Source organism: Streptomyces sp. TG1A-60 (assembly GCF_037201975.1).
In the GTDB taxonomy this organism is placed as follows: Bacteria; Actinomycetota; Actinomycetes; order Streptomycetales; family Streptomycetaceae; genus Streptomyces.
Window position 1 is genome coordinate 1,702,180 of record NZ_CP147520.1, and the last position, 21,885, is coordinate 1,724,064.

Below are 21,885 nucleotides of genomic sequence, written 5' to 3' on the forward strand. Positions count from 1 at the left end.
GCGGGGACGTCAGGTCAGGGTGAGGAGCACTTCGTCGATCTCGCCGGCGCGGGCTCGGGCGAAGCATCGGCCGTGGCCGGTGACGACGAAGCCGCACTTCTCCAGCACGCGGACCGAGCCCGCGTTGTCGGCCGCCGCGTGGGCGTGCAGCGGCCGGGTACCGACGAGCCCTATCAGAGCACGGAGCGCCGCGGTGGCTGTGCCGCGGCCCCAGTACTCCCGGTCGATCCAGTACGTGACCTCGCGTTCGCCCGGCGGCCCGAACACCGCGACATGGCCGACCACCTCGTCATCGGCGAGCACGGTGCGCATCTGGACGTCCGGTTCGGCGCGGACCCTCGCCCAGTGGCTGTCGAAGAGGTCCCGGTCGTAGTGGTAGTCCCTGGTGACGGCGGCAAGCCGCTGTGCCTCCGGATCGGACAAGTGCTTCCAGAAGAACGGCAGGTCACTGTCACGCACTTCGCGGAGGGAGACCAGGGCGGTCGTCATACCGTTTCGTCCGCCGGCTCACGCAGGGGCCAGGTCGCGTCCACCACCGCGTCCGGGTTGCCCTTGCGGCGCAGGAAGGCCTGGAAGTCGGCGGCCCATTCGGCGTACCAGTCGATCTGGCGGCGGTGCAGCTCGGCCGGGCCGAGTCCGGCGACCTTCGGGTGGCGCTGGGCTATCGCGCGGGCGAGGCGGGCGGCGGCGAGGGCGTCGGCGGAGGCGTCGTGGGCGGCGTCGAGAGGGACGCCGTACTCGGCGCAGACCGCTTCGAGGTTGCGCTTGCCGCGGCGGTAGCGGTCGATGGAGCGGTCGATCGTGTACGGGTCGATGACCGGCGCCGGGTCGAGGCCGCCGAGCCGGTCGCGCAGGGACGGCAGGGCGTGCCGGCGCAGCTCGGCGGAGAGCAGGGTGAGATCGAAGGCCGCGTTGTACGCCACGACCGGGACGCCCGTCTGCCAGTGGGAGACGAGGACGTCGGCGATGGCGTCGGCGACCCGGTCGGCCGGCCGGCCCTCGGCCGTCGCGCGGGCGTTGGTGATGCCGTGCACCGCCACCGCCTCCTCCGGGATCTCCATGCCGGGATCGGCGAGCCACTCCCGGTGCCCGACCGGCTCCCCGTCCCTGACCTCGATCACCGCGCCCGTGACGATGCGCGCCTCGCGCGGGTCCGTCCCGGTGGTCTCCAGGTCGAAGCCGATCAGCAGCTGCCGGTGCCAAGCCATGCTGGCCCCCCTTCTTGGTGGTGCTTTCCCCCAGTGACGACCACCATCCCATGGGCCACTGACAATCCGAGGACCGCATTCCGCTTACCACCGCCCGGCCCGCGCTCGCGGGCACGGCGCCGGGTCGCACCCCGGCTCATGACACCGGGCGCGAGTCCGCCCAGGCCACTTCGAACTCCTCGCGGTATGTGTCGAACAACCCGACTTCGCCGTTCTCGTCCGCCTTGAGGACCCGGCTACCGCCGCGCAGCACGAGCACCGGTGCCTCCATACCCCGCGTGCGCCGCAAATAGGTCTGGATGACGGCGACGCCGTCCGAGCCGTCGCCGTTCACTAGGTGGGCGGTGAAGCGGGGGGTCTCGTCGAAGACCTGGATCTCGAAGGCGCCGGGGTCGCGCAGCCGGGCGCGGACCCGGCGCATATGGAGGATGTTCATCTCCACCGCACGGCTCAACTCGCCGCGTTTTATGCCGAGTTCCCGCTCGCGCCGCTTCACAGCACTGGACGCGGGGTTGAGGAAGAGCAGGCGCACCCGGCACCCCGACTCGGCGAGCCGCACCAGCCGCCGCCCGGAGAAGTTCTGCACGAGGAGGTTCAGGCCTATGCCGATGGCGTCCAGGCGGCGGGCACCGCCGAAGAGGTCCTCGGCGGGAAACTGCCGCAGCAGCCGTACCCGGTCGGGGTGGACGGCGACGACGTCGGCGTACCGGTCACCGACGAGGTCCTCGACCGCGTCGACGGGCAGTCGGCGCGCGGACGGCACGTCGCTGCCCGCGCCGAGGATCTCCAGCAGCTTCGCCGAGGCACGCTCGGCCTGGGCGAGGACGGCTTCGGAGAGGGCCCGGTTGCGGGAGACGACGTTCCGGGTGACCTCCAGCTCGTCGAGGGCCAGCTCCACGTCGCGCCGCTCGTCGACGTACGGCTCGAAGCAGGGCCAGTGCTGCACCATCAGCTCGCGCAGCTGGGGCAGGGTGAGGAAGCTGAGGACGTTGTCGTCGGCGGGGTCGAGCAGATAGCCCTTGCGGCGGCTGACCTCACGTACCGCGACGGCGCGCTGCACCCACTCCTGTCCGGCGGGTCCGGCGGCGGCGACCACCCAGTCGTCGCCGTGGACGGGCTCGTAGACGGGCCGCAGCACGGCGGCGACGACGGCGCGAAGCCGCTGCTCGACGAGGTTCAGCCAGATGTAGGCACGGCCGGCCCGCTGGGCGCGCGTACGCACTTCGAGCCAGGCGTCGGCGTTCCAGTCCAGTTCCGGGCCGATGGATCCCAGCTCCATCGGCCGTGCCAGGGACACCGCGCCGGGTGGGACATCTGTGGAGTCCCCCTCGTGACCTTCGTCACCAGGAGGCAGCTCCAGCCCTCCCGAGCCCACCCACGCACCGCCTTCCGCTCCCCGAGCTCACCCCTACTCAACGATCAAGGAAGGGTACTCCGGTAGCGGTCGGCGATGCAGCCGGATGGACAGGTCGTTTCTCAACTACCGCACGTCACTGGGCTGTTCCGGCCCGCTGCGGCGGCCGGGAGTGAGCCGATTCATAGCGGTCGGGCCGAGGCGCCCGCCATACCGGCGGCCAGTGGAGCGTCAGAACGTGCCCGCCGCTGGGCAGAAGGGAGGTATGTCCTAGGAGGTTCCATCAGTTTGGGGGAGACTCCCCCGAAAGTCGCCCTCAGCGGCGCGCGACAACTGGAAGAGTCGTATTCATGCAGGTCTGGCCTGGACAGGCGTATCCGCTCGGCGCCACGTACGACGGCGCCGGTACCAACTTCGCGGTCTACTCGGAGGCCGCGCACCGAGTCGAGCTGTGTCTGCTGCACGACGACGGCTCCGAGGCGGCGGTGGAGCTGCGCGAGACGGACGCGTTCGTACGGCACGCGTATCTGCCCGGCGTGATGCCCGGGCAGCGGTACGGCTTCCGTGCGCACGGCCCGTACGCGCCGGAGCGCGGGCTGCGCTGCAACTCCGCGAAGCTGCTCCTCGATCCGTACGCGCGTGCCATCAGCGGCTCGATCGAGTGGGGCGAGGAGGTGTACGGCTATCACTTCGGGGCGCCCGACAAGCGCAACGACCTCGACTCGGCACCGCACATGATGACGTCGGTCGTGGTCAACCCGTACTTCGACTGGGGCGACGACCGGCGGCCCCGTACCGAGTACCACCACACGGTGATCTACGAGGCCCACGTCAAGGGCCTCACCATGCGGCATCCGGGGCTGCCCGAGGAGCTGCGCGGCACGTACGCGGCGCTCGCCCATCCGGCGATCATCGAGCACCTGACCGAGCTGGGCGTGACGGCCCTGGAGCTGATGCCCGTACACCAGTTCGTGAACGACCACCGTCTGACCGACCTGAACCTCAGCAACTACTGGGGCTACAACACGATCGGTTTCTTCGCCCCGCACAACGCGTACGCCTCCTGGGGCGACCGAGGGCAGCAGGTTCTGGAGTTCAAGTCGGCGGTCCGGGCGCTGCACGAGGCGGGGATCGAGGTCATCCTCGACGTGGTCTACAACCACACGGCCGAGGGCAACCACCTGGGCCCGACGCTGTCGTTCAAGGGCCTCGACAACCCGTCGTACTACCGGCTCACCGACGACCCGCGCTACTACATGGACACCACGGGGACGGGCAACTCCCTGCTCATGCGGTCGCCGCACGTCCTGCAGCTGATCATGGACTCGCTGCGGTACTGGGTCACGGAGATGCACGTCGACGGCTTCCGCTTCGACCTCGCGGCCACCCTGGCCCGGCAGTTCCACGAGGTGGACCGGCTCTCGTCGTTCTTCGACCTCGTCCAGCAGGACCCCGTGGTCTCCCAGGTGAAGCTCATCGCCGAACCCTGGGACGTCGGCGAGGGCGGCTACCAGGTGGGGAACTTCCCGCCGCTGTGGACCGAATGGAACGGCAAGTACCGGGACACGGTCCGGGACCTGTGGCGGGGCGAACCGCGGACACTCGCGGAGTTCGCCTCGCGGCTGACCGGCTCGTCCGACCTGTACCAGGACGACGGGCGGCGCCCGCTGGCCTCCATCAACTTCGTGACCTGCCACGACGGCTTCACGATGCGGGACCTCGTCTCCTACGGCGACAAGCACAACGACGCGAACGGCGAGGAGAACCGGGACGGCGAGAGCCACAACCGGTCCTGGAACTGCGGGACCGAGGGCGAGACCGACGACCCCGGGGTGACGGGCCTGCGGATCCGGCAGATGCGGAACCTCATCGCCACGCTGATGCTGTCGCAGGGCGTGCCGATGCTCAGCCACGGCGACGAGTTCGCACGGACGCAGGGCGGCAACAACAACGCGTACTGCCAGGACAACGACTTGTCCTGGGTTCCGTGGCCGTCCGCCGACGACGGCGAGGTCTTCGGGAATCTGCTGGAGTTCACCCGCGCGATGGTCTGGCTGCGGAAGGACCATCCGGTGTTTCGGCGGCGGCGGTTCTTCCACGGGCGGCCGGTGGAGGGGACGCACGACGAGCTGTCGGACATCGCCTGGTTCACGCCTGGGGGAAGGAGATGGTGCAGCGGGACTGGGATTCGGCTCAGGCCGGTGCGCTGACCGTGTTTCTGAACGGGAACGCGATCTCCGAGCCGGGGGCTCGGGGGAGCGGATCTCCGATGACTCGTTCCTGTTGATGGTGAACGCCTCCGCGCTGCCGCTGGAGTTCGTGGTTCCGGTCGACCACGGTCAGCAGTGGCAGGTGGTGGTGGATACGGGACGGGAGGACGCGGTTCCTGAGGACGGGCCGAAGGTGGCGGCCGGGGATCGGGTGACGTTGGTGGATCGGAGCCTTGCGGTGTTGCGGCGGCCGGCATAGAGATGCCTGTGGGAGCGCCGTAGGAGTGACGGTGCTTCGTCGGCCGCGGATTGCCTGTGGCTGGGCGCGCCCACGCGGCGGAGCCGTCGAAACAGCCCCGCGCCCCTCGAAAGCCGGGGATGCCGTCGCGTGTCACAGCGCACGAATCGTGGTCCTGCGGGTACGTAGGTCTGCATGACCTCTGTCGTGCCTGCCGCCACCTACCGGCTTCAGCTTCAGCCCTCGTTTCCCTTCGCCGCCGCGTCGGCCGCCGTGCCGTACATCGCCTCGCTCGGGATCTCGCACCTTCATCTGTCCCCCGTGCTGGAGGCCGTGCCGGGGTCGGGACACGGGTACGACGTGGTGGACCACGGGCGGGTGCGGGGCGAGCTGGGCGGGGAGGAGGGGCTGCGGGCGCTGGCCCGCACCGCCCGGGAGCACGGGGTCGGGCTGGTGGTGGACATCGTGCCCAATCACATGGCCATGGCGCCCCGGCACAACCGCGCGCTGTGGGAGGTGTTGCGGGAGGGGCCTCGGTCGGCGTACGCGCGGTGGTTCGACATCGACTGGGAGGCCCAGGGCGGGCGGGTGCTGCTGCCGGTGCTCGGGGGGCCGCTGGGGGCGGAGGTCGAGCAGTTCGTGGTGGACGGGCGGGAGCTGCGCTACTACGACCACGTGTTCCCGCTGCGGGAGGGCACCGAGAAGCTGCCGTTGCCGCGGTTGCTGGACGCGCAGTGGTACCGGCCGGTGTGGTGGCGGCTGGCCCGTACGGAGCTGAACTACCGGCGGTTCTTCAGCATCTCGGAGCTGATCGGGGTGCGGGTGGAGGATCCGGAGGTCTTCGACGCGACGCACGCGAAGATCCTCCAGCTGCTGGACGAGGATGTCGTCGACGGGCTGCGCGTCGATCATCCTGACGGGCTCGCCGATCCCGACGCCTATCTGCGGCGGCTGCACGAGGCCACCGGTGGGCGGTGGACCGTCGTCGAGAAGATCCTCGCGGACGGGGAGGCGCTGCCTGCCGCGTGGCCGGTCGCGGGAACCACCGGCTATGACGCGCTGCGGCACGTCGACGGGCTGTTCAACGATCCGGCCGGGACCGGTGAGCTGTTGGGGCACTACCGGCGGTTCACGGCCGTGCAGGCCGACCGGGGCGGTGAGTGGGAGCCGACCGTGCGGCGGGCCGCGTACCGGGTGCTCACGCACGAGCTGGTCACGGAGGTCGAACGGCTCACCCGGGTGGCGCACCGGCTGTGCGAGCGCTCCCCCGATCTCGCCCTGCGCGACCACGCGCCGTGGGCACTGCGCACCGCGCTGTGCGAGCTGCTCGCGCGGATGACGGTGTACCGCCCGTACGCCTCCCAGGACGCCTCCCTCGTCGTCACCGAGGAGGCCGCGGCCGAGGCGCGCGCGGTGTTCGTGGTGCCCGAGGAGGCCCGGTCGGTGGATGCCGTACGGGATCTGGTGCTCGGGCGGTTCGGGGAGGGGCCCGAGCAGGTGGAGTTCCGGGCGCGGTTCGCGCAGACCTCGTCGGCGCTGCGGGCCAAGTCGGTGGAGGACACGGCGTTCTACCGTTATGTGCCGTTGCTGTCGGCGAACGAGGTGGGCGGTGAGCCGGGGAGTCCTGCCGTGTCGCCGGAGGACTTTCACGCGTACTGCGCGCGTGCGCAGCGGGACTGGCCGGGCACGGGGACCGTGTTGTCGACGCACGACACCAAGCGCAGCGCGGATGTGCGGGCGGCGATCGCGGTGCTCGGGGAGTGCCCGCAGCGGTGGGCCGACGTGCTGGCGGAGGTGACGCGGGACGGTGCGGGTGTGCCGGACGCGCAGCTGGCGTGGGCGGCGTGGCAGACGGCGTTCGGGCTCGGGCCGGCGGACGGGGAGCGGCTTGAGGGGGCGCTGCTGAAGCATGTGCGGGAGGCGGGGCTGCACACCTCCTGGACAGAGCAGAACCCGGCGTACGAGCGGGCGGTGGCCGACTTCGTGGCGCGGGGGCCCGCCGTGGACACCCGGGTGGCCGCGCTGCGGGCCGCCCTGGAGCCCCATGTGCGGGCGAACGGTCTCGGTGCGGCCCTGGTGCAGCTGACCATGCCGGGGGTGCCGGACGTCTACCAGGGGACGGAGGGCGAGTACCGGGCGTTGGTGGACCCCGACAACCGGCGGCCCTTCGCCCCGCGGGAGGAATCCTCGGAGAAGTCCCGGCTCACCTCGGCCGCGCTGCGGCTGCGCCGGCGGCGGCCCGAGGTGTTCGGGGAGGCGGCGACGTACACGCCGCTGGCCGCTGACGGGCCGGGGGCCGGGCACTGCGTCGCCTTCGTGCGGTCCGGTGCGGTGGTCACGGCTGTCACGCGGCTGTCGCTGCGGCTGGCCGAGGCCGGGGGCTGGGGGGAGACGCGGCTGACGCTGCCGGAGGGGCGGTGGGCCGACGTGGTCGACGGGGAGCGGGAGTTCATGGGGGGTGCCCGGGTGGCGGAGCTGTTCGGAACGCTGCCGGTCGCGCTGCTGGAGCGGGTCGACGGGTGACCGAGACTCGCCTGCCGGGGAGTGGTGACTCCCGTGCCGGCCAAGGCCGAATGCCCCTGGGCGCCTCGAGCCGCCCCGTCCACGGAAGGACACTGGGGAATTTCCCCCACTCGGGGCTCGATCGGGTGCATGGGATCTGATGCCAGGCGGACTGGACGGGGGTGGGTCTCCTGTTGGACCTCGGTCATCCCACGGTGGCGCAACTGAAGGCGGCGGCACGGTGCCCTACGGCGCGTCGGCCGGGACTGTGCGCGCTGCGGCGGATCGGTGTCTCGCGGGCGGGCCGGCCGCTGCGGCTGCTGTCCGTGGGCCGTACGAGACGTGCTTCTCAGCTCGACAGGGCGAACACCGCTCCCGTCCGGGCCGCCATCACACAGCCGTTCGCGAACGGCTGCTCGTAGCCGACCGGTCGGCCGTTCCACTGCCCGCGGGCCGTGACGCGGACCGGCGCGTAGATCTCGGTGCAGACGGCGTCCTCGTGGGGGATGCGGGTGATGTCCCCGCCGGCCTCGCGGAGTTCCGCGCAGGCCTGGACGGCCTGGCCGTGGCCCTGGGGCGGGTCGCAGAGGAGCAGGGTGCCGCGGGTGTCGGAGGAGCGGGCGTCGCCGCGGGTGACGGAGACATACAGCCAGTCACCGTTGAAGGAGGTCGCTCCGGCCGGAGCGGAGGCGCCGACGGTGAGCAGCGCGAGCGCCGCCAGCAGACCGCTGCGTACCGCGTGGATGGTGTGCGTCATTCCCGGTGCATCGGCACGGCGGGCTCGGAACTCCATCCCGGCTCACCCGAACGGGAATCCGCGTGGGCGTCCGGGCAGGCGGCCGGCGGGGCGGGCGCCGTGCGCGGGCGGCCGGCCGCCAGGTCGAAGGCGGCGAGGACCACGCGTGTCTGGTACTCCGCCTGGCGGGCGACGGGGATCCAGCGCGCCCGGTAGCCGTCACGGTAGTCGGCGCACCACTCGTCGATGAGCCGGTCCAGCTCGGGCAACGCGCCGGCCGGGTCGTGTCCGGCACGGGTCACCAGCTGGTGCAGCAGCCCGGCGGCGCGCAGGGCGACCCGGCGGCCGGAGATGGCGAGGGCGGCGAGCCGGGCGGTGTCGAGCGGTGGCAGCGGCCGGGCGGCGCCGTCGTGGACGTCGGGGTCCCAGGAGTCGGCGAGGCCGGGGCCGACCAGAAGGTAGTCGTCGACCGGAGCGAGCAGCCGGGCGGCGTCCGGGCCACCGCTCACCGAGGGGCGGACCCGGGCGAGGATGTCCCCCAGCAGGCGGGTGTCACGGCGCAGAACGCGGCTGACGGTGCGCAGTACGGCGTCGGCGTCGGGTGACGCGGAGGCGTCCTCGACTGCGCTCACGCCCCACATGGGTGCCTCGACGACGGCGGTGACCGTGCCGTAGCGGTGCGGGTGGAACCAGGTGGATTCGACGGCCGCCTCGGTCATGGCGGCGGCCAGGTCGCCCCGGCGCGGGGGCGGGATGCGGTAGACGGCGGGGCCGAGGCAGGGCCAGTACAGGGTGTCGTACGGGCGCAGCTCGCGCGGGATGCCGAGGCGGGCGGCGGTGTGGGCGACGCGCTGGACGATGCCCGGCAGCTCTCGGGTCAGCTCGACGAAGCCGCCGCCGACGTCGACGCCGTGCAGGGAGCACTGGAAGAAGGGCCGCAGTTCGTCCTGGAGGCCGAGCAGGGCACGGGTCTCCGGCAGGACGGCCCCGGCCGCGCCGTCGGGCAGCCACTCGGGCTGTTCCAGGAAGCCGGGGCGGAAGAAGTTCCGGAAGTAGTGTCCGAGGGTGTACGGGCCGGACAGCCAGCCCTCGTTGCGGCGGGAGCCGTCGGGGTCGAGGCTCAGCAGCAGGTTCCAGGTGATGTCGGCGGCGTCGCTCAACCGGGGTTCGGCCAGGGCCCGTTCGGCGAGTCTGAGGACCGTGGCCCCGCCCACGGGTTCGTTGGCGTGCGGTCCGGCGACGATCAGGGTGTGGCGGCTGCCCCGGCCGACGGACAGCAGCCACATCGGGGTGCCCGCCCGTGAGGTGCCCACCCGGCGCAGCCGGGCGCGGTGCGGATGTCCGGCGACGATCGCGGCGGCACGGGCGGACAACTCGTCCACGGTCGGGTAGCGGAGGAGGGGCGGCAGGGCACACCTCCACGAATGTGGCGCCGTCGGTTCACCTGGTGTGCATGGTGTAAGCACAGTCAGTCATGGCCGAGAACGTACGTCAACACCCTCGAACCGAAGGGAAGTTGGGAAACTCGCTGCGTAAATCCCAGGCCAGAGCTTTGCGGTGGGTCGACGGGCGCCCGGTTCCGTCTCACTCCGAGGAGAGCCGGAAGGCCATCCGGCCGAAACCCACTTGATCGCCGTCCCGCACGATGGCCGCGCCGATCACCCGACGGCCGTTGACGGTGGTGCCGTTGGTGGAGCCGAGGTCGCGCAGGATCCACATGCCGCCCTGCCGGCTCAGCTCGGCGTGCACCCGGGAGACCGTCTCGTGGCTGAGCCGGAGGCCGCTCGCGGGGTCGCGGCCGATGCGCAGACTGTGACCGCTCGCCGGATGCGGCAGCTGGAGCTTGGGCAGCCGCTCGGTCTGCCAGGCCCGGCGCAGCTTCACCCCGAAGCCGGACATCGCCCCGACGGTGCCGAGCACCAGCCGGGACCACCGCTTCTCGGCGGGCAGGTCGGCGGTGAGCGCGGCGAGTTCGTCGGAGCGGCGGGCGGTGAGCGCCAGCTCCATGCGCCGGATGAACGTGTCGTGCGACAGCCGGCCCAGTGCGACGCCGTCACGGAGCGCGCTCAGCGCGCGGTCGCGCTCCGCGTCCGACAGCCGCGCGGGGTACGTGTGGAACTCGAAGGACGACGTCACGCACGCGATTGTCGCCTCGGTACCACCGGGGTGTCCACAAGACCCGTGAACGGTGACCATCTCCGGACACAGCGACGCACGCGGCAAAAGCGCCGATCCGAGCGCGCGCCGATGCCGTTTGCCGCACGATGGACGGGCTACACCTGACTACCCCAGGACCAGGACCGGCAGCCGAGGGAGAACCGTTTCGTGCAGTTCGAGGTGTGGGCACCGCAGGCCGACCGTATGACGCTCCACTGCGCGGGCGCCACGCACGCGATGGAGCGGGACCCGGACCGGCCGGGCTGGTGGACCGCCGAGGCGGGGCCGGAGCCGGGAGCGGGGTCGGCGGACGGCACGCGCTACGGCTTCGCGGCCGACGACGGTCCCGTGCTGCCCGACCCGCGCTCCCGCCGCCAGCCGGACGGCCCCGACGGGCTGAGCGCGGTCGTCGACCACGAACGGTACCCGTGGCGCACGCCATGGGCGGGGCGCGGGCTGCCGGGGGCGGTGCTCTACGAGCTGCACGTCGGCACGTACACCCCCGAGGGCACGCTGGACGCCGCCGCCCAGCGCCTCGGCCATCTCGTCGAACTCGGTGTCACACACGTCGAGTTGATGCCGCTGTGCCCGTTTCCCGGGACGCACGGCTGGGGGTACGAGGGCGTCTCGCTCTGGGCCGTGCACGAGCCGTACGGCGGTCCCGAGGCGCTGAAGCGGTTCGTGGACGCGGCGCACGGGCTGGGGCTCGGCGTGGTGCTCGACGTCGTGCACAACCACCTGGGCCCCTCCGGCAACTACCTGCCCGTCTTCGGCCCCTACTTCACCGAGCGGCACCACACGCCCTGGGGCGCGGCGGTCAACCTGGACGCGCCCGGCTCGGACGAGGTGCGGGCGTACTTCCTGGGAAGCGCCCTGGCCTGGCTGCGCGACTACCGCCTCGACGGCCTGCGCCTGGACGCGGTGCACGCTCTCAAGGACACCCGCGCGCTGCACTTCCTGGAGGAGCTGTCGACGGCAGTGGACGCCCTCGCCGACGAGGTGCGGCGGCCCCTGTTCCTGATCGCCGAGTCCGACCTGAACGATCCCCGCCTGGTGACCCCGCGCGCCCAGGGCGGCCTCGGGGTGCACGCCCAGTGGAACGACGACTTCCACCACACCCTGCACACCACCCTGACCGGCGAATCGCGGGGCTACTACACGGACTTCGCGCGGGCCGGCCTGGCGGGCCTGGCGAAGACCCTGACGGGCGGCTACTTCCACGACGGCACCTACTCGTCGTTCCGGGAACGTCGCCACGGCCGGCCCCTGGACCGCACGAGCGTGTCCGCCCACCGTCTGCTGGGCTACGCCCAGACCCACGACCAGGTCGGCAACCGCGCCCGGGGAGACCGTCTCTCCGCCGTCCTCTCCCCGGACTGCTGGCCTGCGCGGCGGCGCTGGTGCTGACGGGGCCGTTCACACCCATGCTCTTCATGGGTGAGGAGTGGGCCGCCTCCTCACCCTGGCAGTTCTTCACCGACCACACCGACCCCGAGCTCGCGGAGGCGGTACGGCGGGGCAGGCGGCGGGAGTTCGCCGCGCACGGGTGGGCCGAGGAGGACGTGCCGGATCCACAGGACCCCGCGACCCGTGACCGGTCCTGCCTCGACTGGTCCGAGCCCGGCCGCGAGCCCCACGCCCGTGTCCTCGCCTGGTACCGCGACCTCATCACCCTGCGCCGCACCCTCCCCGACCTCTCCGACCCCGACCTCTCCGACGTCCACGTCACGTTCGACGAGGAGGCCAGGTGGTTCGGCTTCCGGCGGGGGGACGTGCTGGTGGCGATGAACCTGGGCGAGCAGCCGGTCGCGGTTCCGCTCGGGGTGCCCCACGCGCGGGCGCTCGCGGCCTGGGAGCCGGTGCGGGCCCCGGGGGCGGACGGGGTGCTGAGGCTGGCCGGGGAGTCGTGCGTGGTCCTGATGGCGGCGTGAACCGCCGCGGCTCGGTCGGCGGGGTCCCGTGCGGGGCGCGGGGAACTGCGCGATCACCCACCTGTCGCCCGAGGTCGCCGCACGGCAGGCGTCCCCGAGCTGTCGGGTGCCCGACCACACACACCGGGGGACGCTCGTCAGTCTTCGCCCCGCAGGTCCGTGACCCGCTCCAGCAGGATCGCCTCCCACGTGCGCCGCAGGCGGTCCCGTAGGACCGGGAGCGGGGTGGCCGGTCGGCCCCGCAACCCTTCAGACAGGGCGATGACCGTGTCACAGCGAGCGAGCCAGAGGCCGCGCAGGCAGGGGCGCGCGCCGTAACCCGCGAGGGTGGCTGCGCGGACGGCGGCGGGGGAACCGACGGCCGTGGCGAGGCCTGCGATGTCCTCGGCGGGGTCACCGACGACCGCGTCGCTCCAGCCGAGGACCCCACGGACACGGCCCTCGGCGCTGACGAGGAGGTGGTCGCCCGTGAGCCGTTGATGGACGAGGACCGCGGCGGGCGCCGCCAACTGCGCGGCGCTCGCCGGTGTGAGCTGCCCGAGCCGTGCCGCGTCGAACTCGTCGGCCTCGGCGAGGTGCCGCGCCGCACGCCCGGCGGCCGTACGCAGCGCCTCCAGGGAGCGCGGTGCGAGCCGACCCACCCCGAGCAGCTCGGCCTGGCGCGGCGGCACGTCGCGCAGCCCCGTCAGGAGTGCCGCCAGATCGTCCTCGCCCACGGCGGACACCTCGTGGTCCTCGGCGGTGCCACCGGGCAGCCTGGTGTCGAGCGTGTAGGTGAGGCCCCCGGCCCACTCGCCGTGCGCGACGCTCACCGGGACGGCGACCCCGACGTGCGGCCGGACCAGGTCTCGCAGCCGCAGTTCGCGCCGTCGGCGCCCGACGGCGTGCCGGTCGGACGCGAGGCGCAGCACATGGCGGTCGCCGACCCACCAGGTGCGGTGCGCGTCGTCCCCGGCGACGGGCCGTACGTCGGGTCCGTCGCCACCCTCGCCGCCGCGCCGGCCCTCCCCGTTCTTCAGCAGGGAACGGACCAGTCGGCGGACGCTGTCCGCGGTGGGTGTCGGTGCCTGGGTCATGGTCGCGCCGTCGTCCGGGGTTCAGGGGAGCGGGGGTACGCGGTCGGTCACTCCACTATCGCCCTCTCACGCGGGGTGGTGTCGAGGCGCCGGCCACTGGGGCTACGGGCAGCATCCTGCCCCTCAGCAGCAGCGCACGCGAGCCGATCGCGCCGTGTCGTCGACTCTCGTGGGCCCGGACGACGGGCGCCGGTGGGATCTGACGCTCCGTCACCTCGCGTTGTCGTCGGCGACCGCGCCGGGGGGCGCCGCCCAGGCCCTCGGTCGACCGTGCGCGCCGGGCGGCGGCGAGCGGGCCGGCGTGGACCGGCCGGGGGTCAGCCGGCGTGGACCGGTGCGAACGGCGGGGCCGGTGGACGGTCCGGGAGGAAGCCGTGGGCTCGGCGGGCCAGGTGCTCGGGCTTGTAGCGGTCGACCTGCCGGTGCCAGTTGAGGATGCCGGAGAGCCAGTTCCGCAGGTCGGCCACATAGCCGTCCATGGTCGCGCGCGCCTCATCCGACAGCTGGAAGTCGTCGTAGACGACGGGGAGTTCATGGGCGACGACATGCTCGAACTGCCGCATCCGCTGCGTCATCAGGTCGTGCACCACGGTGAGGCCGGTCGGGTAGTCGCAGCCGAAGAAGTTCTGCACGACGAGGATCGCGTTGTGGACCTCGCCCTCGTACTCGATCTCCTTCTGGTACGAGAAGACGTCGTTGACGAGGCACGCGTAGTCGATGGCCGCGTTCTCCAGCGAGCGGACGGGGCCGCTGCGGTAGACCTCGTCCGGGATGCGGGGGCCGTGGCCCATCCTGCACAGGCTCAGGGTGAGGTCGGAGCCGAAGGTGGCGCGCCGCATCTCCAGGTAGTCGACCGGGTCGGGGACGCGGTTCTGGAGCTGGTTGAGCACCTCCCACACCCAGCTCTCGGTCATCTTGTCGACCGCCTCCTTCAGGGTGCGCCGCTGGTCGGGGGTCATGGCCGCCGTCGTACGCGCCCAGAGGTCGACCAGGCCCCGTTCCATGCCGTTGACCGGGACGGGGACCGGTTCCCCGTCGACGGGCATGCAGTCGGAGAGCCGGGCCGTGGTCAGGCGTGCGGCGGCGAGGTCGCGGCGGTGGCCGAAGACGAGCGGGTAGTAGTCGTCGCCGTAGGTGCCCCAGGCCAGCCACTGGGAGCTCAGGTCGAGTTCCTCGGGGGTGGCGTCCGGGTCGAGGCCGGCCGCGCAGAGCGGAAGGTCACCGGCGGCCAGCTTCTCCTCGTCCCAGACGCCCTCGCTCAGCATGCCCATCGCCTGCGTCCAGGCGGCGAGGCGGGGGCGGGCGGCGTCGAGGTGCGGGCTGAGCTCCACCGTGAACGGCATGTGGAAATCGGGGAGCAGGGACGGTCCGACCTTCTGGTACGGCACATGTGTGTGGGCGCGCAGCCGTTCCACCGCGGCGGTCGCGAGCAGCGCCCCCATGTCGGCGGCGGACGTGCCGAACCCGGCCCGGGTGACCAGGGCGGGGCCGGACAGGAGCGCGCCGCCGAGGTCCAGAGGGCCGCGCGAGGAGGTGGCTCCGTCGTTCATGTAGCGGCTCGACCGCATGTGCCACTCGTGGCCGCCGGACTGCCAGTCCTGCAGTCCCTTGGTGTACGCCGCGACGGCGGCGACCTCGTCCGGGGTGAGGCCCTTCTCCAGGGCCAGCGCGGGCACTTCGGTGAGCGCGGTGTTCTCGAACTGGTGCAGCCGGGAGGTGAGGATGTCGTTGACCGTCTCGGCCGCCTGCTGGGTGCCGCAGCCGAAGAAGGTCTCCAGGACGAGGACGCCGTTGCTGTTCTCGCCCTCGTCCTCGACCTCCCGCTGGTACGAGAACAGGTCGTTGCGCAGGTGGACGGCGTCGGAGAAGGTCTCCATCAGGACTCGCAGAGGCCTCGACTCCGCGACGGACGCCGGTACTTCGGCGGTCGCGTACTCGACCAGGCCGGCGGACCAGGGCGCGCCCCCGACCTTGCGGCGCATCTCGACGTACTCGACCGGGTTGGCGATCCGGCCCTCGTTGATGTTGGACAGCTCCCACAGGGACTCGTTGAGCAGATGCTCGGTGGCCACGGCGAAACGGCGGCGCCAGTCCATCGACATCGAGGGCACCGTGCGCGCCCAGAGATCGGCGAGGCCCGCCTCCACCGGGTTGCGCGGCTCCGGTACGGGGGTGGAGAGGTCCAGCGGCATGAAGAGCGGGAGCCGGTCGAGGTGGGCCTTGCCGCCGGGGCGGTCCTGGGAGCGCTTGAAGAGCTCCAGGAAATGGTCGTCGAAGAAGAACACCCACACGTACCAGTCGGTGATGAGGGAGAGCGCCGGTCCGCCGCAGTCGGGGTGGGTGTACGCGCACAGCAGACCGTAGTCGTGCGCGTCCAGGTCCTCCTGCCCCCATACGCCGGAGCCCTCCAGCATGCCCGTCTCCCGCGCCCACGCGGTCGAGTGGGTCCGGGCCTCTTCGAGGTGGGGGTTCAGCCGCGCGGGATACGGCATGTAGAAGTGCGGGAGTTCGAACGGCTGCGTCATGGCCGGGCCCTACCCGTGCCGTTCGGCGGGCATCCGGACGGGGATACATGATCACACCATCGCGTGAATCCGGGCACGAAAGCCCACTCCCCGCCCGTCACGGGGTCACGGGGCCTCGGGAGAACGCCCGCCGCCGTCAGAGCCTGACCTGGATCAGCGCCCTCGTCCCGCTCGTACGCCACCGCTGCCCCTCCGAGGCCACGAGAGCGGACTCCGTCTCGGGGGTCAGGCCGACGACGACGTCGGACTTCAGGGTGCGCAGGGCGGCGACCGGGCCGGGGAAGGAGGACGTGGCCTCGGCGAAGGAGGTGGTGGGGGGCCGGAGTCGGTCGCCCACCAGACGGCGGTAGTTGAGGTCGCCCTTGAGGAGGGTGAGGGTGGCGGAGGCGAAGTCGGCGCGGAGGTCGGAGGGCATGTCCGCGTAGGGCGAGGGGGCGCAGGAGAAGGGGTGGGTCCGCAGGGTCAGGCGGCCGTCGCGGAGTGCGGAGCGCAGGCGGTCGCCGGCGTCGGTCTTCGCGGACACCAGGTGGCGTACGGCGTCGAGGGTGTCGTCGGTGGTGGCGTCGGAGACGAAGTACGGGTACGGCTTCAGGTGCAGGAGGGCGCGGTCGAAGTGGCCGTGGGTGAGGAGGTGGTCGATGAGGAGGAGGTCGGGGATCAGTTCGCGGCCCGCGTTGTCGGCCACCAGGCAGAGCGTTCTGCCGCCGGGGCCCGTGCCCCGGCCCGTCAGCAGCGACAGGAGCGACTCGCTGTCGTCCGAGACCAGTCGGGAGTCCGTGGCGGCCGGGTTCTCCTCGGTGGTCTGGAGGCGGAAGCCCAGGTCCGCTCGGTTCCCCCAGAGGGAGCCATGGAGGAGGGCCTTGAGCTGTGCGGGGAGCGGCTGTTGCGACAGGGGAGCGAGGGCCGTCAGTTCGGCGGCTGCCTCGGGGGTGTCGAGTTCGGCGAGCTTGAACGGGCGGAACGGGTCCACGCCCTGCCAGGGGCCCGGGGTGAAGTAGTCGACCGCGTGCAGGAGCTGGCGATAGAAGCAGCTCTCGGCCACGAGGAAGGGCAGGGAGAACCAGGAGTGGCCGGCGTGGCGGCGTACGTTCCAGGTGTCCCACCAGTCGTCGCCCGGGGGTGGTTCGACGGTGCCGTGGAGTGTGCCGGCCAGCAGGTCGTCGAGGGCGCGGCGCTGTTCGGGGCCGTAGGGGGTGGCGTCCTGGACCCTGCGGATGAGGGCGGGGTGCCGTTCGGCGAGGACGCTGTGCGGGAAGGAGGCCGGGTCGTCGCAGCGGATCACGGGGGCGTCAGGCATGGCCGGTGGCTCCTCCCGGACCGGAGGGGCCCGCGGGTGTCCCGGGCGGCAGCTCCACGTCCCTCAGCCGCTCGTCGATCTGCTGGTCGAAGCCGGCCTCGGTCCATACGTACTTCCTGAACTGGTCCGGGGTCAGCGGGCCCGGCCACGGGGTGCCGGCGGGGTAGAACACGCACGCGCAGGACGCGCAGTGGTGGGCCGGGCGCCACACGCGTTCGGCGCGGGGCTCGCCAGCGGCGACGGCGGCGCGTTCACGGAACTCGCCACGGATCACGACGAGGGTGCCGACGAGGAGCAGGACGGCGAGGAGGGTGCCGCCGATCGTGTACGGGGGTTTGTCGTGCTGTACGCCGCTGTGGGCGAGGCCGGCGCCGATGCCGGCCAGGACCATGCCTTCGAGGACGTGCATCACGCTGTCGGATCCCGACGGCACGTCCGGGGTCTTCGCCAGCCGGTCGGACAGTCCGGAGCGCGCCGAACCGGGGTCGGCGCAGGCCTCGGCGACCGTTCGCACCGGCGGCCCCGAAGCCCCGCAGCGGGGGCACACCACCGCGGCCGGAGCCCCGGCCGGTCCCTCGGTCTTCTCTGTCGGCATGCCCCTACGCTAACGGTCGCTCCGACGCACGGGCGCCGGCGGCCGGCCGATGCCCGCTCGCATCGGTCGGCCGCCGGCAGTGGGGGGTGGCGGTCGGTGGGCCCGGCTTCTCAGCCGGGGATCAGAAGGTCAGCTTCCAGCTGTTGAGCCGGCCGGTGTCCGCGGACGCCACGTCCTGGACGCGCAGCTTCCAGGTGCCGTTCGCGGTCTCGCCGGACGCGTTCACCGTGTAGGTGGTCTTCACGTCGTCGGCGGAGTCCGAGGTGCTGGAGGACTTGAGACGGTAGGCCGAGCCGTCGGGGGCCACCAGGTCCAGGACCAGGTCACCGCGGTAGGAGTGGGTGATGTCCACGCCGACCTGGAGGGCCGAGGGCGCGTTGCCGGTGCGGCCGGTGACGGAGATCGAGGACTCGATCGCCGAACCGCGGTCCGGGATGGAGACGGCCGTGGTGTTGCTGAAGGTGGTGCCCTCCGTGTCGCCTCCGCCCGTGCCGCCGGTCACCGCCCGCACCGTCTTGGCCGCGTCGGCGAGACCGGCGCCGCAGCCGCCCGAGCAGGTGCCGGGCAGAGCACGCGAGTTGTTCTTGATCGCCGACTCGATCCGGGCCGGGGTCAGCGCGGAGTCCGCCGACTCCAGCAGCGCGGCGAGGCCCGCGATGTGCGGGGCGGCCATGCTGGTGCCCTGGTAGTACTCGTACTTCTCACTGCCCGGGCCCCGCGTGCCGCTGTTCAGCGTCGACAGGATGCCGTTGGAGAGGGCGGAACGGGTTTCACCGCCGGGGGCCGCGATGTCGACGACCGAGCCGTAGTTGGAGTAGGACGAGCGGGAGCCGGCGCGGTTGGTGGCCGCCACCGAGATCACGTTGTTGCAGCTGGCCGGCGAGAAGTTGCCCGCGTTGGCGTTGCTGTTGCCCGCCGCGACGACGACCGTGGTGCCGCGGTTCACGGCCGCGTTGATCGCGCTCTGGGTGGCCGTGGAGCAGGAGCCGCTGCCACCGAGGCTCATGTTGATGACCTTGGCGACGTTGGTGTTGGCGGGCACACCCGACACGGTGCCGCCGGACGCCCAGGTGATCGCGTCGATGATGTCGGAGTCGTAGCCGCCGCACTTGCCGAGCACGCGCACCGGGGAGACCTTGGCGCCGTAGGCGATGCCGGCGATGCCCTTGCCGTTGTCGGTGGCGGCGGCGATGGTGCCGGCCACGTGCGTGCCGTGCCAGGAGGAGGGCTGGCCGACCCAGTTGGCGGAGCACTCCCTGTCCACGGTCCAGTCGCCCGGGTCGGCGGGGTTGCTGTCCCGGCCGTTGCCGTCGTTGGCGACGGCGGTGTCGGAGATGAAGTCGTAGCCGCCGACGATGTTCGCGGCGAGGTCCGAGTGGGCGACGTAACCGGTGTCGATGACGGCGACCGTCACCCCGGAGCCGGTCACGGAGTCCCAGGCGCCCGGCACGTTCATGCCCGCGGTGGACTCGAAGAGGTCCCACTGCTTGTTGTACTCGGTGTCGTTCGGGGTGGCCAGCGGCTTGTTCAGCCGGTCCGGGACGACATAGGCGACCTGCGGGTCGGCCTGGTACTCGGAGATGACGTCGGCGACGTCCGTCTTGGTGAGGTCCTCGCCGAGGTCGACGAGGGCGGCGCCGCTGCCGAGCCGGCGCTCGAAGCCGAGTCTCTCGCCGGCCTCCTTGCCCTTGGCCGCGGCGTCGGCGTCGGCGGCCTTGTCCGACTTGGCCTCGGCGGCGCCGGACTTGTAGCCGACGATCAGGCGCTCGGCGACGGTACCGGGGGCGGCCTCGGTGGCACCGGCCACGGCGGGGGCGGCCTCGGCCTGGTCGGACGGGGCCTGGGCGACGGCGACCGAGGAGGTCATGCCCGCCACCAGGGCAACGGAGACCGCGACGACGGAGATGAGCTTCCGTCCGGCGGCACGGGAGGGGGAAGTACGCAAGGGCTTCGCCTTTCGTGGCCTGCTCATGTCAGGGGAGGAGCGGCGGTGAAACGCTTCTTCATCGAAGCGGCGGGGGGGTCCAGAAAGGGGTGGCGCTGAGGCCGGCCAGGCGCGAGCTGCATCAGGGGTTACCTGGAGTTCAGCTGTGCGATGACCATAGGCAAAGCGCAGGTCACGGGGATACGGGGAAAACCCTCGACCCGTCGGTAACTTCCCTATGCCGCCCGACAGTCGGGCCCGGATATGACACTTCGCCGGTTTCGCCGAGGCGCTGCCCCCGTACGGCGCGTGACGGGATCCGGCCGGCCGAACAAGGTCGGCGCGTGGAACACTGCACGCGCGGGTTCCGTACGTCTCCGTGGACCGCCCGAGCCTGGACTCGGGTGCTCGGATCCGGGATCCGAAGCCCCGGGCACCAGCCCTCAGCCGCCGGCACCCGTCCCGCGGAGCCGGGTTACGACCCCACGAAGCCGCTGAGCGGTCCGACCTGCCCGAGAGGCCGTTCGCCTCGGTCACCGACCCGCAGCTCCGGGACGGCTCGTACCGTTTCCCTGCGAAGCCGCCGACGGACCGGCCAGGGCACCATGTGCTGTGCGCCATCCGGCACGACACGAGCACGGTGGACACCTGCTACTCGTGTTCGGACGCGGCGTTCCCCTGGGTGAAGCAGGCCGACTCGAAGACCGATGGCGCACGTCCGGCGAAGCCACCCGCCGGGGGCGAGGAGACCGAGGCCGAGAAAGTCGGCGGCGGAAAAGCCCGGGCCCGCCGCCAAGCCCACGCCCATGCCCATGCCCACGGAGTCCACGGAGGCGCCGCCCGTCGCAGCGGACACGGGCGCCGGCGACGCTCGGGCAGTCGACCCCGACAGCCCCGTCGGCCTCCACGACGGACGAGAGCGGCACCACCGTGCCACTGGTGGAGGGCGGTGCCCGCGGCGTTGGTACTCGCCGCGGGCACCGCCCTCTTCCCGCGCGGACGCGGGCACCACTCTCACATCAGCTGCCCGTCAGGCGACTGATCCGTGTCCTGGTTCAGTTGACGTGGACCGACGCGCCGCCCTGGGTGGTGTTCGTGACGGGCGCGTACTTCGCGGTGAAGTAGCCGCTGCTGAAGCACAGGGACGAGCCGGAGGTCTTCGTGAACGCCTGGCCGACGAAGTTGATGCTGTTGTCGTCGTTGCTCGCCGTGCCGGTGATGCTGGGCGCCTGGTAGACGCAGTTGATGCTGCCCAGCAGGGTGCGCAGGACGACGGTGGTCTGGATGACCGAGCCGGCGGACGGGGTGATGGAGACGGCACCGTCCGAGGAGACCGCGGCCGTGTAGGGCAGGTTGTTGACCGTGACGCCGGTGACGCCGAGGACACCGAACACGTTGCTGGTGCAGCTGCCGAACGTGTGGCTCGTGACCGTCTCGGTGGCCGTGCCGGGCGCCGCCGGGTTCTCCTCGACCACGGCCTCGAAGCCCGACTCGGCGCAGGAGACACCACTGGTGCCGGTGGCGCTGGAGTAGAACGTGGCGGCGGTGCCCGAGGCGAGGGAGGCGTTGAGCACGTCCCCGGTGGCGACCGCGTCACCCGCGGGACCGCCGGTGGTGAGCACGGTGTCCGCGGCGGAGGCGGGGCTGACGGCCGACACCATCAGGGCGGCGGTGGTTCCGACGAGGGCAAGAAGGGATCGCGTACGCATGAGGATGCCTCTTCTCAGGAAGCGAGGGCCGCAGATGACAGCCCTCGGGAGGTGCGGGTGACAGCCCTCGGGAAGCGAGGGCTGCGATGAGTCGCACGCGAGCGGGACCGTTCGCGCGGGGTGACGCGGCGATGCCGCACGGCGCTGTACGGTCGCCGCCGATCCGTGGCACGCCTTCTCCGTACGTGACGGATCGACGGCGACAGCCGGGGGCCGGGCACGGTCCGGTGGAGGGGAAAGGCGACCGTGCCCGGCACCTCGGCGAGGGGTGGTGCTGCGTTGGGCCGCGCGGCGCGTTCGGGTGTGTCACCCACACCCCGTCTGCGACGGGGAGTTCGGGACGGTGACATACGCCGCGCGTTCGGATCCGGCGCCACGGATCCGCGGGGGGAACCCGGGAGAGTTGTAGACCTGGGAATGAGT

General features: G+C 72.1%; 14 protein-coding genes and 3 pseudogenes. 5 read left to right on the top strand and 12 right to left on the bottom strand.

Translation table 11 applies throughout. From position 1 onward, the window contains the following. Positions 1-9: 9 nt before the first annotated feature. The 3 genes from WBG99_RS06840 to WBG99_RS06850 all read right to left on the bottom strand — a co-directional run bounded on the left by WBG99_RS06840 (position 10) and on the right by WBG99_RS06850 (position 2,583). Positions 10-489 carry a GNAT family N-acetyltransferase gene (locus WBG99_RS06840; RefSeq protein ID WP_338895458.1) on the bottom strand — a complete coding sequence of 160 codons (480 nt, stop codon included), beginning with the start codon at positions 487-489 and terminating at the stop codon, positions 10-12. Continuing rightward, positions 486-1,208, bottom strand: coding sequence for a 3'-5' exonuclease (locus WBG99_RS06845; protein ID WP_338895459.1), 723 nt, complete (start codon positions 1,206-1,208; stop codon positions 486-488). Before WBG99_RS06845 ends, WBG99_RS06840 begins: the two co-directional genes overlap by 4 nt. 136 nt (positions 1,209-1,344) lie before the next feature. Next, positions 1,345-2,583 carry an SAV2148 family HEPN domain-containing protein gene (locus tag WBG99_RS06850; RefSeq protein WP_338895460.1) on the bottom strand — a complete coding sequence of 413 codons (1,239 nt, stop codon included), beginning with the start codon at positions 2,581-2,583 and terminating at the stop codon, positions 1,345-1,347. Between the two features lie 329 nt (positions 2,584-2,912). On the opposite strand from WBG99_RS06850, the pseudogene glgX reads away from it, so the two are divergent. The 3 genes and pseudogenes from glgX to WBG99_RS06865 all read left to right on the top strand — a co-directional run. Beyond that, a pseudogene (gene glgX, locus WBG99_RS06855) lies at positions 2,913-5,031 on the top strand (glycogen debranching protein GlgX). A gap of 174 nt (positions 5,032-5,205) precedes the next feature. After that, positions 5,206-7,533, top strand: a complete 2,328-nt coding sequence (gene treY / locus WBG99_RS06860) for a malto-oligosyltrehalose synthase (RefSeq protein ID WP_338895461.1) — start codon at positions 5,206-5,208, stop codon at positions 7,531-7,533. Positions 7,534-7,694: 161 nt separating this feature from the next. Beyond that, positions 7,695-7,859 (top strand): annotated as a pseudogene (locus WBG99_RS06865) (3-hydroxyacyl-CoA dehydrogenase); the annotation flags it as partial. A gap of 2 nt (positions 7,860-7,861) precedes the next feature. On the opposite strand, the gene WBG99_RS06870 reads toward WBG99_RS06865, so the two are convergent. The 3 genes from WBG99_RS06870 to WBG99_RS06880 form a co-directional block, all read right to left on the bottom strand. Next, entirely contained in the window at positions 7,862-8,269 is a 408-nt protein-coding gene (locus WBG99_RS06870; RefSeq protein ID WP_338895462.1) for an SSI family serine proteinase inhibitor, read from the bottom strand. Next, positions 8,266-9,630, bottom strand: a complete 1,365-nt coding sequence (locus WBG99_RS06875; RefSeq protein ID WP_338895463.1) for a M14 family zinc carboxypeptidase — start codon at positions 9,628-9,630, stop codon at positions 8,266-8,268. Before WBG99_RS06875 ends, WBG99_RS06870 begins: the two co-directional genes overlap by 4 nt. Positions 9,631-9,832: 202 nt before the next feature. Beyond that, positions 9,833-10,384 carry a DUF1707 and FHA domain-containing protein gene (locus WBG99_RS06880; RefSeq protein ID WP_338895464.1) on the bottom strand — a complete coding sequence of 184 codons (552 nt, stop codon included), beginning with the start codon at positions 10,382-10,384 and terminating at the stop codon, positions 9,833-9,835. Between the two features lie 189 nt (positions 10,385-10,573). Between WBG99_RS06880 and treZ the strand changes: the two are divergent. After that, a pseudogene (gene treZ / locus WBG99_RS06885) lies at positions 10,574-12,336 on the top strand (malto-oligosyltrehalose trehalohydrolase). 137 nt (positions 12,337-12,473) lie between these two features. Here treZ and WBG99_RS06890 read toward each other — a convergent pair. The 5 genes from WBG99_RS06890 to WBG99_RS06910 all read right to left on the bottom strand — a co-directional run bounded on the left by WBG99_RS06890 (position 12,474) and on the right by WBG99_RS06910 (position 19,774). Continuing rightward, entirely contained in the window at positions 12,474-13,412 is a 939-nt protein-coding gene (locus tag WBG99_RS06890) for an aminoglycoside phosphotransferase family protein (RefSeq protein WP_338895465.1), read from the bottom strand. 317 nt (positions 13,413-13,729) lie between these two features. Continuing rightward, positions 13,730-15,937, bottom strand: a complete 2,208-nt coding sequence (cyc2, locus tag WBG99_RS06895) for a germacradienol/geosmin synthase Cyc2 (RefSeq protein WP_338895466.1) — start codon at positions 15,935-15,937, stop codon at positions 13,730-13,732. A 136-nt stretch (positions 15,938-16,073) separates the two neighbouring features. Continuing rightward, positions 16,074-17,234, bottom strand: a complete 1,161-nt coding sequence (locus WBG99_RS06900) for a damage-control phosphatase ARMT1 family protein (RefSeq protein WP_338895467.1) — start codon at positions 17,232-17,234, stop codon at positions 16,074-16,076. After that, complete coding sequence (locus WBG99_RS06905; RefSeq protein WP_338895468.1) at positions 17,227-17,829, bottom strand: hypothetical protein; 603 nt, start codon at positions 17,827-17,829, stop codon at positions 17,227-17,229. Before WBG99_RS06905 ends, WBG99_RS06900 begins: the two co-directional genes overlap by 8 nt. Before the next feature lie 121 nt (positions 17,830-17,950). After that, a complete protein-coding gene (locus WBG99_RS06910; RefSeq protein ID WP_338895469.1) occupies positions 17,951-19,774 on the bottom strand; it encodes a S8 family serine peptidase in 1,824 nt (607 codons plus the stop codon). Between the two features lie 358 nt (positions 19,775-20,132). Here WBG99_RS06910 and WBG99_RS06915 point away from each other — a divergent pair, with 358 nt between their 5' ends. Then, complete coding sequence (locus WBG99_RS06915; protein WP_338895470.1) at positions 20,133-20,795, top strand: lytic polysaccharide monooxygenase; 663 nt, start codon at positions 20,133-20,135, stop codon at positions 20,793-20,795. 13 nt (positions 20,796-20,808) lie between these two features. Here WBG99_RS06915 and WBG99_RS06920 read toward each other — a convergent pair whose 3' ends face one another. Continuing rightward, on the bottom strand, positions 20,809-21,462 hold the full coding sequence (locus WBG99_RS06920; RefSeq protein ID WP_338895471.1) for a Tat pathway signal sequence domain protein: 654 nt from the start codon (positions 21,460-21,462) through the stop codon (positions 20,809-20,811). Positions 21,463-21,885 lie beyond the last annotated feature (423 nt).

Coding starts and splice junctions, on each gene's coding strand:
- WBG99_RS06840 (WP_338895458.1), bottom strand. CDS start 489: ATGACGACCGCCCTGGTCTCCCTCCGCGAAGTGCGTGACAGTGACCTG.
- WBG99_RS06845 (WP_338895459.1), bottom strand. CDS start 1,208: ATGGCTTGGCACCGGCAGCTGCTGATCGGCTTCGACCTGGAGACCACC.
- treY (WP_338895461.1), top strand. CDS start 5,206: ATGACCTCTGTCGTGCCTGCCGCCACCTACCGGCTTCAGCTTCAGCCC.
- WBG99_RS06870 (WP_338895462.1), bottom strand. CDS start 8,269: ATGACGCACACCATCCACGCGGTACGCAGCGGTCTGCTGGCGGCGCTC.
- WBG99_RS06890 (WP_338895465.1), bottom strand. CDS start 13,412: ATGACCCAGGCACCGACACCCACCGCGGACAGCGTCCGCCGACTGGTC.
- cyc2 (WP_338895466.1), bottom strand. CDS start 15,937: ATGACGCAGCCGTTCGAACTCCCGCACTTCTACATGCCGTATCCCGCG.
- WBG99_RS06900 (WP_338895467.1), bottom strand. CDS start 17,234: ATGCCTGACGCCCCCGTGATCCGCTGCGACGACCCGGCCTCCTTCCCG.
- WBG99_RS06905 (WP_338895468.1), bottom strand. CDS start 17,829: ATGCCGACAGAGAAGACCGAGGGACCGGCCGGGGCTCCGGCCGCGGTG.
- WBG99_RS06920 (WP_338895471.1), bottom strand. CDS start 21,462: ATGCGTACGCGATCCCTTCTTGCCCTCGTCGGAACCACCGCCGCCCTG.